The sequence below is a fragment of the Bacillus sp. TH17 genome, from assembly GCF_016651125.1.
Lineage (GTDB): Bacteria > Bacillota > Bacilli > Bacillales > Bacillaceae_G > Bacillus_A > Bacillus_A mycoides.
Genome location: NZ_JAEKEN010000001.1, coordinates 32,345 through 47,148, shown reverse-complemented (window position 1 = coordinate 47,148; position 14,804 = coordinate 32,345). Strand labels below are relative to the sequence as shown.

At 36.6% G+C, this 14,804-nt stretch carries 12 protein-coding genes; 2 read left to right on the top strand and 10 right to left on the bottom strand.

The genetic code is table 11. The annotated features are described in order from the left end of the window. Positions 1-30: 30 nt before the first annotated feature. Complete coding sequence (locus JFT95_RS00215; RefSeq protein WP_201051070.1) at positions 31-738, bottom strand: hypothetical protein; 708 nt, start codon at positions 736-738, stop codon at positions 31-33. 504 nt (positions 739-1,242) lie between these two features. Between JFT95_RS00215 and JFT95_RS00210 the strand changes: the two genes are divergently transcribed. Together JFT95_RS00210 and JFT95_RS00205 are read left to right on the top strand one after the other, a co-directional pair. After that, the gene (locus JFT95_RS00210) at positions 1,243-2,325 is read left to right on the top strand and encodes a polysaccharide deacetylase family protein (protein WP_201051069.1); all 1,083 of its coding nucleotides are present in this window, start codon (positions 1,243-1,245) and stop codon (positions 2,323-2,325) included. 116 nt (positions 2,326-2,441) lie between these two features. After that, the gene (locus JFT95_RS00205) at positions 2,442-3,671 is read left to right on the top strand and encodes an aminopeptidase (RefSeq protein ID WP_002029496.1); all 1,230 of its coding nucleotides are present in this window, start codon (positions 2,442-2,444) and stop codon (positions 3,669-3,671) included. Positions 3,672-3,712: 41 nt separating this feature from the next. Here JFT95_RS00205 and JFT95_RS00200 read toward each other — a convergent pair whose 3' ends face one another. From JFT95_RS00200 to gatA, 9 genes are all read right to left on the bottom strand, one after another. After that, complete coding sequence (locus tag JFT95_RS00200) at positions 3,713-4,201, bottom strand: DUF4352 domain-containing protein (RefSeq protein WP_201051068.1); 489 nt, start codon at positions 4,199-4,201, stop codon at positions 3,713-3,715. A gap of 286 nt (positions 4,202-4,487) precedes the next feature. Further along, the gene (locus JFT95_RS00195; protein ID WP_002113527.1) at positions 4,488-4,811 is read right to left on the bottom strand and encodes a DMT family transporter; all 324 of its coding nucleotides are present in this window, start codon (positions 4,809-4,811) and stop codon (positions 4,488-4,490) included. A gap of 47 nt (positions 4,812-4,858) precedes the next feature. Beyond that, positions 4,859-6,310: an NADP-dependent succinate-semialdehyde dehydrogenase gene (gabD, locus tag JFT95_RS00190; protein ID WP_002091321.1), complete on the bottom strand. Its 1,452-nt coding sequence runs from the start codon at positions 6,308-6,310 to the stop codon at positions 4,859-4,861. After that, positions 6,303-7,670 carry a sigma-54 interaction domain-containing protein gene (locus tag JFT95_RS00185; RefSeq protein WP_201051067.1) on the bottom strand — a complete coding sequence of 456 codons (1,368 nt, stop codon included), beginning with the start codon at positions 7,668-7,670 and terminating at the stop codon, positions 6,303-6,305. The genes gabD and JFT95_RS00185 overlap by 8 nt, the downstream gene beginning before the upstream one ends. Before the next feature lie 306 nt (positions 7,671-7,976). After that, a complete protein-coding gene (gene gabT, locus JFT95_RS00180) occupies positions 7,977-9,341 on the bottom strand; it encodes a 4-aminobutyrate--2-oxoglutarate transaminase (protein ID WP_002124901.1) in 1,365 nt (454 codons plus the stop codon). 154 nt (positions 9,342-9,495) lie between these two features. After that, positions 9,496-10,242: an HAD family hydrolase gene (locus JFT95_RS00175; RefSeq protein WP_201051065.1), complete on the bottom strand. Its 747-nt coding sequence runs from the start codon at positions 10,240-10,242 to the stop codon at positions 9,496-9,498. Positions 10,243-10,435: 193 nt separating this feature from the next. Next, positions 10,436-11,341 carry a diacylglycerol kinase gene (locus tag JFT95_RS00170; protein ID WP_002010051.1) on the bottom strand — a complete coding sequence of 302 codons (906 nt, stop codon included), beginning with the start codon at positions 11,339-11,341 and terminating at the stop codon, positions 10,436-10,438. A 558-nt stretch (positions 11,342-11,899) separates the two neighbouring features. Next, a complete protein-coding gene (gene gatB / locus JFT95_RS00165; RefSeq protein ID WP_002010050.1) occupies positions 11,900-13,327 on the bottom strand; it encodes an Asp-tRNA(Asn)/Glu-tRNA(Gln) amidotransferase subunit GatB in 1,428 nt (475 codons plus the stop codon). 14 nt (positions 13,328-13,341) lie between these two features. Then, complete coding sequence (gatA, locus tag JFT95_RS00160) at positions 13,342-14,799, bottom strand: Asp-tRNA(Asn)/Glu-tRNA(Gln) amidotransferase subunit GatA (RefSeq protein ID WP_002010048.1); 1,458 nt, start codon at positions 14,797-14,799, stop codon at positions 13,342-13,344. Positions 14,800-14,804 lie beyond the last annotated feature (5 nt).

The following is a 14,804-nucleotide window of genomic DNA, read 5'->3' as shown; positions in this document are numbered from 1 at the left end:
TCTTTTAAGTAAGGTGATTTTTTTGATTCCTTATGAAATAGAACGGAATTCAATTACTTCCTCTTTACTAATAAGTTTTCCTTCGTGTATACCTTTTACCGAAATATCAATAATGGATTTATCCTCTCCTTCAAGCTTACCCAAAGAAAATATATAAATTAAATTTTGTTCTTTTAGCATCCATTGCTTGCCATGCCAGGGCCCCGTTATCTTTTGTTCCAAAGATGTTTTTTCTTCTCCAACATACTGACATTCTCCAAACGAAGTTTTTACTATATTTTTCTCCGTATCAATTACTATATTTCGAAATAGCTCTAAGTTTTTGCTTGAAACAATTTCTATCTCATGGTTACTTTTTTGTTTAAATTGCAGTTTTCCATCACTTGTATTAGATAAACTACTATTCTCAACGGCGTTCCTAAAAAAGTTATATTCTTCTTCTGTAATACCAAAATTAGGATGATATGGCTTCACCTGTTTATCTATATGCCCCGATATGTAGTTTACATACCACTCTTTATCATTTTTCACATGATCACTCATTTTTTTAGTAATAACCTCTACTTTTTTACGAGTATCACGATCCATCTCAATCGTCATAATATCCGCCGTCACTTCCGCATTCATAAGATGCGGTGGAATATACTCCTCCACACTATTCGCTTTACTCACTTCACTTTGACAACCGACTATGAATAGCGATATGAAAAGGATATATACTAGTTTTTTATATTTCATTTCTGTTCTCCACTCCGTACATCATTCTTACTTACATTTATAGCGGTTCTTATTATAGTCCAAGATCCTGATATTTTAATAGAAACTACTCTACATATGCAAAATTGCATATTAATAAACCTTTCTCTTACTTTAAAATTAACTTAAATTATTTACCAAAATATACAAATTACAAATGAACAATGTTATAATTTGTAAAAAAATATTGGAGGATATTATGAAAGCTCACGCCCTTTTCGACTTCTTACACTTACTAGTTTTAAGCATGAAAAGCTATTATGTATGGGGAATGCCAATCTATATATTCATTATCCCTCTTATTTTTGTAGTAGGTTATATCATTATCAAATCAAATAAGAAACGCAAGAATACCTCTATTCAAAGTCACTAACCTACCATTCACCTAAAAATGATATGATGAACAAGGGTATATCCCCACCTCTCTTATAGCGGTGGGGATTTTAATGTAAGCATGCAACATAATACACAATAGAAGGTGATTTTATGAGAAAATACGCAGCGATTGCTTTATGTACATCTGCTATTCTAGTAGGCTGTAATACTAGCAATGTAAGCCAAGAACCTAAAAAAGAGAAAAAGGTACAAGAGGTCAAAAAACAAGAAGAGACGGTGCGGGAACAAGGTAAAATTTCTTATAATCCAATTACGCACGAATCTACAAACGCAAATATTCATATTACAGACATAAAAGATTCTTTAACCGAAGTACAATATAAAATTTGGCGCACTGCTGATGGAAAGGAAAGTGCTAAATCTTTTTCTTCTAAAGAGAAAGATCAACAATTTACACTTCCCTTTGATATAAAAGAATTTGAAGGAAAACGCGGTGAATACCAAATTGAAGCAACAGGAACAACAGAGGGTGGAAAAGCTATTCCACTTACGAAATCTACTATTACTTTCGAGCAAAAAGTTCCTGTTCTTATGTACCACGCAATTGATGATTATCATGGACAAGGTATTAAAGATTTATTCGTATCGCCTGCTAACTTTGAAGCACAAATGAAGTATTTAAAAGAAAATGGTTATACTTTGTTAACGTTTGAACGCTGGGGCGATATAAATAAAGTAAACAAGCCGATTTTCGTTACATTTGATGACGGTATGAAAAATAATATGAATGCATTTCATGTTTTACAAAAACTAAAAGACGATACATTTAAACCAGCGGCAACAGAATATATGATTATTGATAACGTTGATGTAGAAGGAGCTCTTTCTACATCTGAAATAAAAGAAATGGTTGATTCAGGTATTTTTTCTGTACAATCTCACACAGCAACACACGCAGACTTGCCGAAAATTACAAACTATGATGAAGAGTTAAAAGGATCAAAAGAAAAGCTAGAGAAAATAACAGGTAAGCCTGTTATCTCAATTGCTTATCCTTTCGGTCATGTAGATGATAAAGTTGTCGCAGAAACAAAGAAACACTATCAATTTGCAACAACAACGAAGCCTGGACAATTCATTACGAAGGGTGAACCTGATGAGTTGTTAAAAATGAAGCGTGTTCGCATACACCATACAACGACTGTAGAACAATTTGCTTCTTCGATTAAATAACTATTAGAGCTCAATACATTTTGAGCTCTCTTTTTACGTTATATTTGTATATATTTTTAGAATTTTCTTGTATTATATATAGTAAGAAATCTTTCAAACTAAAGGAGATTATACATATGTCATTTGAACAAACGTTAGAGAAATATGCTGCCCTTGCAGTCAATGTTGGTGTTAATATTCAACCCGGACAAACTTTATCAATCAGTGCACCTCTTGAGGCTGTACAGTTTGTACGCCTAGTTACAGAAAAAGCATATAAATCTGGTGCAAAACACGTATATGTTGATTGGAATGATGAGACGTTAACACGCTTAAAGTTCGATCTAGCTCCTGAAGAAGCTTTCTCTGAATTCCCTTCTTGGAAAGCAAATGCTCGTGAAGAATTAGCAAAAGAAGGCGCTGCATTTATGTCCATCTATGCAGAGAATCCTGATCTATTAAAAGGTGTAGAACCAAAGAAAATTGCAACAGCTCATAAAGTAGCTGGAGAAGCGATGAAAGTATACCGTGATTATGTACAAGCAGATAAAGTAAGCTGGTGTGTAATTTCTGTTCCTACGAAAGAATGGGCTGCAAAAGTATTCCCTGACGTAGCGCCAGAAGAACAAGAAACAAAGCTATGGGATGCTATCTTCAAAGCTACTCGTGCTGATTTAGAAAATCCTGTGGAAGCATGGAAAGAACATGATGAAACACTACATACAAAAGTAGATTACTTAAACGAAAAACATTATAAAGCTCTTCACTATACAGGCCCTGGAACAGACTTAACAATCGAACTTCCAGAGAAGCATGTATGGGCTGGTGCTGGTAGCTTAAATGAAAAGAACGTAGCATTTATGGCTAACATTCCAACTGAAGAAGTATTTACAATGCCTCTTAAAACAGGTGTGAACGGCCAAGTATCTAGCACAAAACCGTTAGCATTTGCAGGTAACATTATTGATAACTTCACGTTAACATTTGAAAACGGACGTATCGTAGACTATAAAGCTGAATCTGGTGAAGAGGCTTTAAAACATTTAGTAGAAACAGATGAAGGTTCTCACTTCTTAGGCGAAGTAGCTTTAGTACCTCATGATTCACCAATTTCAAACACAAATATTTTATTCTACAATACGCTATTTGATGAAAATGCATCTTGCCACCTTGCAATCGGAAATGCTTATGCATTTAACTTAGTTGGCGGAAAAACAATGTCTAAAGAAGAACTTGCTGAAAATGGTGCAAACGCTAGTATTACACACGAAGACTTCATGATTGGATCAGCTGAGCTTGATATCGACGGTATTACAGCTGATGGAAGACATGAGCCGATTTTCCGTAAAGGTAACTGGGCGTTTTAAATTAACCATTATAAAAACACATTGGATTACCCAATGTGTTTTTATTTATTCGGCTTCAATTCAAATTTTATCGTTCTATTCTCATGCGTAAACTCAGGCCTATACGTAGCGATATATGTATTTTCTTTTGTTACATCAAATAGCATTACATCTTGAATTTTTTCATCCGGTGCTACCTTTTTACTAGTGAAACTATCATATTTATACTCTTTAAACTTTGTACCTTTCTTATCTGTAATCTCAAATTCGTAAAATGCAAAAGGTATTTCTTTTTTACTATTATTTTTCACCGTGAAAACAATCCCTAAAATATCATCTTTCTTTTTATCTGTAGTGTAATCTGGATACCCTAATTGAACTGAATCGAGAGTTACTTGCAAACCATCCACGTCCACCGTCTCTCCTATTTTATAAACTTTATCTTGAACGTCCTCTTGTTTACTTTCATCGCTATTTTTAGTTTCTGTGCAAGCACTTAAACTAAAAGCCATGCCACAAATTAAAACAATTCGGCTCACCTTCTTTAACATACTCTTCCCCCCATATGAGACAAGATTTTTATATTTATCACGCATTAACGGGCAGTAAAACTCCCACCTCAAAATTCAGTTGGAGCAAAGAGGTTAGGTGGGAGATCAACTGCCCGTAAACGCCCGATTGGTGCGGGCTGATAATCAGTGGGGAATGAACAAAACCCCCACTGATTAAAGTTTCACTTTATCATAGCAAAACTCTTTACGTTTTCTTGTCATATTTTGTCGTAGTAATTGCTAACTACACAAATAGAAAAAAGCTATCTTCTACAAAAGATAGCTTTCATGATGCCGATGACACTTTCAGTCCAATTACTCCTAAAACAATAAATAAAATGCAAAATGCTTGGAATAAATTAATATGCTCTTTAAAAAAGTACACACTAATAATCGTAATAAGAAGGGTCCCTAAGCCCGACCAAATCGCATAAGCAATACTTAAGTTAATCTTCTTTACGACGATAGCAAATATACTGAAACAAATACCGTAAAAGACAAAAATAAGTACACTTGGAACAAGCTTTGTTAAACCGTTCGATAACTTCATCGCAATCGTTCCAGCTACTTCAAAAATAATTGTTACGAGTAATAATAGCCAATATACCATACTAGAATCTCCTTCTCTGTTACCTTATAGAGATTCTAGTATACTACTTATAGTCCTAACGAAATATATTTAATTTCTAAATATTCCTCGATACCGAAATGGCCTCCTTCACGGCCGATACCACTTTCTTTAAAGCCCCCAAATGGTGCTTGTGCAACTGATGGAAGGCCATCGTTTAAACCGATAATTCCGTACTCTAACGCTTCACTAATTTGGAATGCTTGGCTAATATCTTTTGTGAAAATATAAGCAGCCAAGCCATATGGTGTATTATTTGCTCGTTCGATTACTTCTTCAACTGTTTTAAATTTCGCAACTGGTGCAACCGGTCCAAATGTTTCTTCATTCATACAAAGCATCGTGTCATTTGCCAATCCAATTACCGTTGGCTGAATGAAATAACCATCTAACTCTGCAAATTTATGGCCACCGTATAAAACTTCTCCGCCCTTTTGAATTGCATCTTCAATATGTTCTTGTACTTTCGAAACTGCATTCGCATCAATAAGTGGACCTACAGTTGTTCCTTCGCCGAATCCATCTCCGACTTTCAGCTGCTCTACAGCTGTTGTGAACTTCCCTGCAAATTCTTCATACACTTCTTCTTGAACAAAGATGCGGTTTGTACATATACACGTTTGTCCTGCGTTACGGAATTTCGAACCAATTACCGCTTCTACCGCCTTATCTAAATCAGCATCATTCATAACAATAAATGGAGCGTGACCACCTAATTCAAGCGAAACCTTTTTCATCGTTTGCGCAGCGCTAGCCATTAATTCTTTTCCAATTTCAGTTGATCCTGTAAAGGAAACTTTTCGAACGCGCTCATCTTCCATCCACGTATCAGCAATTGCTTTTGCACTACCTGTTACAATATTTATTACACCTTTTGGAATATCTGCTTCATGTGCTAATTCAACTAACTTCAATGCAGTTAATGGCGTTTGACTCGCTGGTTTCACAACTGCCGTACAGCCTGCTGCAAGTGCTGGAGCTACCTTTCTCGTAATCATAGCAGCCGGGAAATTCCAAGGCGTAATAGCTGCCATAACCCCAACTGGTTGCTTCATAACTAAAATACGCTTATTCGGATGAGAAGCAGGAATCATTTCACCGTATATTCGCTTTCCTTCTTCTGCGTACCATTCAACAAAACTATTTGCATAATTCACTTCACCAAGTGCTTCTGCAAACGGCTTCCCTTGCTCTCTCGTCATGATTGCTGCAATTTCTTCTTTATTTTCATCAATGAGCGTGAACCATTTTTTCAACTTTACTGCGCGATCCGCTGCCGTTAATTTTGACCATAATTTAAAAGCCTCATGTGCAGCATCAACTGCTTGCTTTGCCTCTGTAATCCCGCCCTTTGGTACAGTTGCAAATACTTCCTTTGTCGCTGGATTATTCACTTCGATTTGTTCTTGCAGTGTAATCCACTCACCATTTATATACATCGCTTTTTTCTCTAAGTTTACGAACGTCGCTTTTTTATCCAATGTTTTCTTCCTCCTCTATGAACTTCTTAATCTTCCTAGTGGCAGCAGATTGACTTATTTGCAAAAACTCAGCCACTTTATAACTTGATCCATACGTTTTATACGCTTTAAGAATAATATTTCTCTCTACCTCTTCCAGCATTCTATAAAGACTTTGTCCGGATTGTTCAACTGTGGCCTCTTGCATAGATAGTGGCAAATCTTCTACCGTTACAAAATCATCTGCAGTGATAACAATTCGTTCAATTACATTTTCAATCTCTCTATTATTTCCTTCCCAAGGGTACCCTACAAACATTTGTAACGTACTAGGAGCTAACTTTACATCCCGTCCGTACTTTTTATTAAAATGCTGTAAATAATGATAGATGAGCGGCAAAATGTCTTCTGTTCTCTCCCGAAGTGGTGGAATTGAAATTGGAATGACATTCAGACGATAGTATAAATCTTTCCGGAATGTTCCTTGTTTCACCATCGTACTTAAATCTCTATTTGTTGCCGCTACAATTCTAACGTCCACCTTTTTTAATTCTCTTCCGCCTATAGGACGAAACGTTTTTTCTTGCAATACTTGCAAAAGCTTCGCTTGAATTTCAAGCGGCATTTCACCAATTTCATCTAAGAAAAGGGTTCCTTTATGCGCTGATTCTAATAGCCCCTTTTTCCCTTCACGATTTGCACCTGTAAAAGACCCACCTGAATATCCAAAAAGCTCAGATTCGATTAAATTCGTCGGCAATGCCGCACAATTAATTTCATAGAAACTTTCATTCTTCCGGTGACTCACTTCATGCAAATGGCGTACTAATCGGCTTTTCCCCACTCCAGTCTCACCTAATACGAGAACAGTACTATCTACTACTGATACTTTTTTTATTGTTTCGATTATTTTTTGCATAGCGATACTTTTAAAAATAAGTCCTTCGTGTTCATATGTTTCTCTTAATTCTTTTTTATATGTTTTTAACTGATTATCCATTTCCTCTACCTTTTGACGTAATTGATAGAGTTCTGTAAGATCACGAGAATAACTAATCACTCTTCTTAAATTTCCCTCATCATCAAAAACAGGCCTTGTACGAACATGCAAATACTCTCCTGATTTCGTTGTTTGAACAAGTTCAACTGGCCTTTTCTTTTCAATTACTTCTAACGTTGCAGACGGATAAAAAACCCCTTCTTTTTGTAGTTCTTTTACATGCTTTCCTACTAATTCCTTAGCAGAGAGCTGGTAATGTCTTTCACACATGCTATTTACACGTACAACGATTCCCTTATCATCCGTAACAAAAATTTCGTCAAATGCATATTCAAATACATCTTGTAAATCCATCAACACTCGTTCCTTTTCTGCAACCATCCTAGCCACCCCTTGCTTTAAATCCATCGATTCACTTCACTACCTTTATTATAAAGTGAATTTTCTGCATTTTATATAGAGTAAGCTAGAATGTTTTCAATTTGTTATTTATACAAATCTATTTATATTTTTCAACACATAATTCGCTGCCTTGAAAAATACAGAATACCATCGCAACCACACCCTCACTTTGTTTTAGCTTGGCATGGGGCAGGAAAAGGGGCTGATCGATTCTATATATGACCAGATGCTCTCTTCCGCCTAAAAAGAAAAGCTTTATGCCCTTTTTTAAGTTATCCCAATTCTTTAAACACGAGCGATATTTGCTTGCTCATAACAAGCTTGCAATGATTCTTCAATTATTGTTAAACCTTCCTCAAGTTGCTCATCTGTAATCACTAATGGCATTAAAACACGAATAACATTTCCATATGTTCCTGCTGATAGTAGAAGTAATCCATGCTTATTTGCTTCTGCACATAAATTAGACGCTAATGTTTTATCAGGCGCTTTCGTCTTGCGATCTTGAACGAGCTCGAATGCACACATTGCCCCTAAGCCGCGCACATCACCGATGCAATTATATTTGTTTTTCATCTCTTGGAATCGGTTCATTACGACTTTCCCTACTTCTATCGCTCTATCATTTAATTTCTCTTTTTCTATTACATCAAGCACAGCTAATGCAGCCGCACATCCTAGTGGGCTTCCTGCATATGTTCCGCCCAGTTCTCCCGGTGCAGACTCATTCATAATTTCTTTACGTCCAATCACGCCACTTATCGGTACACCAGCACCTAATGATTTAGATACCGTAATTAAGTCTGGAACGACATCATAATGATCAATTGCAAAGTATTTTCCGGTACGACTAAAGCCTGTTTGAATTTCATCAGCTACAAATAAAATACCGTGCTCTGAACAAATGCTGCGTACTTCTTGAACGAATTTCTTACTTGGAACGATAAATCCGCCTTCCCCTTGAACAGGTTCCATTACAACTGCTGCAATTGTTTCTGGTGCTACTTCTGATATGAAGAAGTTCTTAAACTCTTCAATGATAAAGTCATCATACTGCTCTTCTGTTAAACCTTCTGGGCGACGGTATTCATATGGGAATGGCGCTTTATATACTTCTGGAGCAAATGGGCCAAATCCAAATTTATATGGTTTTACTTTACTTGTCATCGTCATTGTCATTAATGTACGCCCATGAAATCCTTTAGAAAATGCGATAATTCCAGGTCTCTTCGTATATTTACGAGCAATCTTCACTGCATTTTCAACCGCTTCTGCCCCACTATTTAAAAACAGCACTTGTTTATCGAAATTACCTGGCGCTAATGCAGCAAGCTTTTCTGCCAATTCAATATACGGCTCATACATCATCACATTAAATCCAGTATGAATATATTGATCTACTTGTTTATGAAGCGCTTCTTTAACAGCTGGATGACAGTGTCCTACATTAATTGTCCCAATTGCTCCTGCGAAATCAATGTACTGATTTCCATCCACATCTGTTACGAGTGCACCATTTGCAGACTGTACAAATGTTGGAATACCATTACTTACTCCTTTTGGTACTATATTTTGGCGGCGTTCTAATAAAGACGCTGCTTTCGGTCCTGGAATTTGTTCATTTACTTTAGCAAATTTTTTTGTGTTCATTGTGTACCCCATCCTTTTCTATACAATGTTTTCTCTTTATATTGCAAGATGTATGCCAACTTCCTCTTTCTAGTACTCATCCCATTCTCTTACTATCTCGACATAAAAAATAAGTCTATAAAGACTCATATAGAGTCCTTATAGACTTATTCATTTATACATTAGACTTTCCTTGTTCCCAAATAAACTCACCTGAATGAGAAATTAAATCTTCAACAGATTGTAATACTAAATCTGCAAGTGGTTCTAACGTTTGACGATCACCCGTACCAGATAGTACGCCAATCGCATAACAGTCGCCACCATTTTTCGCTAAATGTAAATCCGTCGGTGTATCCCCGATGACTGCTACTTCACATGTCTCTAAATTAAATCTCTCACAAAACGATTCTACAATTTTTTTATCTGGCTTCTGTGCTGGAAATGTATCTGAAGCTATAACACAATCAAAAAAAGCTTCCAATTGATATTGCTTTAAAAATAATTCTGTCGGCGCGAAATCATCAGCTGTAACGACACCTAGAATAAACCCTCTATCCTTTAACGCTTGTAAAACTTTCGGTAAATCTGCCGTCATTCTCATATGTGAACGATGCTCGTACATAAGAGCAAACAACTTTTCACTCACCCATTGATGCATCTCTTCTTCTCTAGATGATGCAATATACTTACAAAGCCCCTTGGCCACATCAAGACTCGTTCCAGCAGCGAGCGCACTACGCGGGTGAACAAATGCTCCATCTACGCCAATCTCTTTTAATAAAGCCTGCTGCATTGATTCTGGTAATTGATATAAATTTATACATTCTGCAACAAGCTTTTCAGCTACTTTTATCCAAATTGAATGAAAATCCATTAATGTCCCATCTTTATCAAATAGTATTGCTTTTACCTTCTCCATAGCACCCTACCTCTCATTTCTTATCTCTTCCAGTGTATCAATAAAATATGGATATAAAATAAACGGATTGTAAAAATACCATAAAAATCAAACTAACTTACAATTTACAATTCATCTGCACATAGAGAAACTTTAATCAGTGGGGGAATCTTATTGCTCGCAAATAGTGAGGTGAAAACAAAAAAAGATGCCTTTACAGGGCATCCTCTTGATGTTCAGGAACAAATAGTTCCAGACAATGATATATATTTTCAAATTCCATTGGTGCATCTCCGCCATATTCACCATCTAAGTTGATCATTAATTTATCAGGTGAATGCACTTTAATACGATTCGCTTGTGTATATAGTACTTTCGGATTGTTAATATGTTCCCCACGCTGCGCTTGTGTTGCTGCTTTAATTAAATCAGCGATAGAACCTTTTTTCAGTACTAATAAATCAAATAATCCATCGTTAATAGATGCATATGGTGCTACTTTTTCGAATCCACCAACTGAACGAGTATTCGTAATTAAAAACATCGTAATTTCTTCTTGTAGCAACTTCCCATCATACTCAATTTCAACATATGTTGGATGTAACGATGGTAACATTTCGATTCCTTTTAAATAGTAAGCAAGTTGGCCTAATACCGTTTTTAGCTTGCTTGGTACTTCATATGTTAATTCTGTAATACGGCCGCCACCAGCGATATTAATGAAATATGTATCATTTGCTCTACCAAGATCTAACGGTACCGTTGTTCCTTCACAAATAATATCCGCAGCCTCTTCAATAACACGAGGTACACCGATCGCACGCGCAAAATCATTTGTCGTTCCAACTGGAATAATTCCAAACTTTGGACGATGCTCATGTCCTACTAAACCGTTCACTACTTCATTTAACGTACCATCACCACCAGCTGCGATAACAACATCAAACTTACGATCCGCAGCTTGCCTCGCTGCCACAGTCGCATCTCCAGGACCAGTTGTCGCATGACAAGACGCTTCATATCCAGCTTGTTCTAATTTTTGTAATACTTCTGGTAAGCTCTTCTTAAATAGCTCGCGCCCAGAAGTAGGATTATAAATAATTCTTGCTCGCTTCATCATTTATTAGCACAGGAAATTCCTTATTCATTGAAAAACGAATACACCGAACCCTTATTCAGTATCCCTATGCTTACCTCCTCTCATCTTCCTATCCTTCTTTAATTCCGCTCAAACAGGCAGTAAGAACCCGATTCGTGTAGCCCATCAAAAGTAACTATTCACTCCTGATAGTTTTGCTTTATTTAACCAAGAAATTTATCCCGCTATTTGCAGGCAGTAAAACTCCCACTGATTAAAGTTTCACTTTATGTCTATCCATTCTCTCACATCAATTTACATATAATGAATAATAATTATCTATTATTTCATGAGATGAAAAAACTCTCTATGTCTAGATTTATCATTATTCCCACCTTTTTGCAACTATCATACCATAGTTGCTATACAAACATTTTTTCACTTTTGACAGTTAATCAAACGTTTGTTTAAATTATTTTTCATCATTTAAACAAACGTTTGATTAACTCAGAAAAACACCCAAATACGGGTGTTTTTTCTGTTTAATCTTTAAGAACCTATACTATTTTAGCGTTCAAAAATAAGAATTCTTCTCTTTTTTTAGCGCTTATTAATCTCTTCAAGTAAGATTTTATTAACAAGTGGTGGATTTGCTTGTCCTTTTGTAGCTTTCATAATTTGACCAACTAAGAAGCCAATTGCACGGTCTTTACCGTTTTTAAAGTCTTCAATAGATTGCTCATTATTATCAAGAATTTCTGTTACAACCTTACGAAGTGTTCCTTCGTCAGAAATTTGAACCAGACCTTTCGCTTTAACGATTTCTTCTGGGTCTCCACCTTTTTCAATTAATTCATTAAATACTTTCTTCGCGATTTTAGAAGAAATTGTACCTTTTTCAATTAATTGAACCATTTTAGCTAAGCCAGCTGGCGTTAATGCAACGTCTTTTAATTCTTTTTGTTGTTTGTTTAAGTATGCAAGTACTTCACCCATTAACCAGTTTGATGTTAATTTCGCATCAGCACCATCTGCAACTGTTGCTTCAAAGAAATCAGACATCTCTTTCGTTAATGTCAATACATGCGCATCATAAGCTGGTAAGCCAACTTCTTCAACATAGCGAGCTTTACGTGCATCTGGAAGTTCTGGAATAGAAGCACGAATTTCTTCTTTCCACTCATCGTCGATGTAAAGTTCAACTAAGTCTGGCTCTGGGAAGTAACGGTAATCGTCAGATCCTTCTTTTATACGCATTAAGATTGTTTTCTTCGTTGCTTCATCATAACGACGTGTTTCTTGTTGGATGATACCACCAGATAATAATTCTTTTTCTTGGCGCACTTGCTCATGCTCAAGACCTTTTTGCACGTAAGTGAAAGAGTTTAAGTTTTTCAGTTCTGCTTTTGTACCGAACTTCTCTTGTCCAACTGGACGAAGTGAAATATTCGCATCACAACGAAGAGAACCTTCTTCCATCTTACAATCAGATACACCTGTATATTGAATGATTGATTTTAACTTCTCTAAGTACGCATATGCTTCTTCTGGAGTACGCATATCTGGCTCAGATACGATCTCGATTAAAGGCATACCTTGACGGTTGTAGTCTACTAATGAACCGTCAGCTGCATGCGTTGATTTACCAGCATCTTCTTCTAAATGAAGACGTGTAATACCGATACGTTTCTTTTTACCGTCTACTTCGATTTCAATCCAACCATTTTCACCAATTGGCTTATCAAATTGAGAGATTTGGTAAGCTTTCGGATTATCTGGGTAGAAATAGTTTTTACGGTCGAACTTCGTTTCCGTTGCGATTTCACAGTTTAATGCCATTGCAGCTTTCATTGCAAAGTTAACTGCTTCCTTATTTAAAGTAGGAAGTACCCCTGGGTATCCTAAGTCAATTACACTTGTTTGTGTATTTGGCTCCGCTCCGAATTCTGTTGGACTCGCAGAGAAAATTTTCGAATTTGTTTTTAACTCAACGTGAACCTCTAAACCAATAATTGTTTCTAAATTCATCTATGCTCGCCTCCTTACAGACTTGCTTTTTTTGTATGATAGTCTGTTGCTTGCTCAAACGCATGTGCAACGCGGTAAATCGTCGTTTCATCGAAGTGTTTACCAATGATTTGTAGACCAAGTGGCATGTTGTTAGCACCGAATCCACATGGAACAGAAATCGCTGGAACACCCGCTAAGTTTACTGGAATTGTTAAAATGTCATTTGCATACATTGTCATTGGATCGTCCACTTTTTCGCCCACTTTAAATGCTGGAGTTGGCGTTGTTGGTCCAATAATAACATCGTAGTTAGCAAATACATTTTCAAAGTCATTTTTAATTAATGTACGTACTTGTTGTGCTTTTTTGTAATATGCATCATAGTAACCAGAGCTAAGAGCAAATGTACCAAGCATAATACGACGTTTTACTTCATCACCGAAACCTTCGCTACGTGTGTTTTTGTAAAGATCTAATAAGTTATTTACATTATCAGAACGAACACCGTAACGTACGCCATCAAAGCGTGAAAGGTTCGCAGATGCTTCAGAAGAAGATAATAAGTAATACGTTGCTAGAGCGTATTTAGAATGCGGAAGAGATACTTCCTCCCAAGTTGCGCCCATACCTTCTAATACTTTTAAAGCAGCTAGTACTGACTCACGAGCTTCTTCGCCAACACCTTCGCCTAAGTATTCTTTCGGTACAGCAATACGTAAACCTTTAACATCGCCTGTTAAACCAGCTAAGTAGTTTCCTACTTCAACGTTTGCAGAAGTTGCATCCATACGGTCAATACCTGAAATAGCTTGTAATAAGTATGCATTGTCCTCTACTGTACGTGTAATCGGTCCGATTTGGTCAAGTGAAGATGCGAATGCTACTAATCCGTAACGAGATACGCGTCCGTAAGTTGGTTTTAAACCTACAACGCCGCAATATGCAGCTGGCTGACGGATAGAACCACCCGTATCAGAACCTAGAGAGAATAATACTTCTCCTGCTGCTACTGCTGCTGCAGAACCACCACTTGATCCGCCTGGAACGTAATCTAAGTTCCATGGATTTTTTGTAGCGTAGAAGCCTGAGTTTTCATTTGAAGAACCCATTGCGAACTCGTCCATATTTAATTTACCGATTGTAACTGTGTCAGCAGCTTTTAGCTTTTGTACAACTGTCGCATCGTAAATTGGATCGAAGTTTGCTAATATTTTGCTCGCACAAGTTGTACGAAGACCGTTAGTTACAATGTTATCTTTTACACCAATTGGCATACCGAATAATAAACCATTATCCTCAGCACCAATCTTTGCATCTAATTCTTTCGCTTTCGCGCGTGCATTTTCTTCATCTAATGTAAGAAAAGCTTTTACGTTATCTTCAACATCCGAAATACGTTTGTAAGATTCTTCTACTAAATCCGTAACGGAAATTTCTTTGTTGTTTAACTTCTTATGTAACTCTGATACAGAATGATCAAATAATGACATCGAAA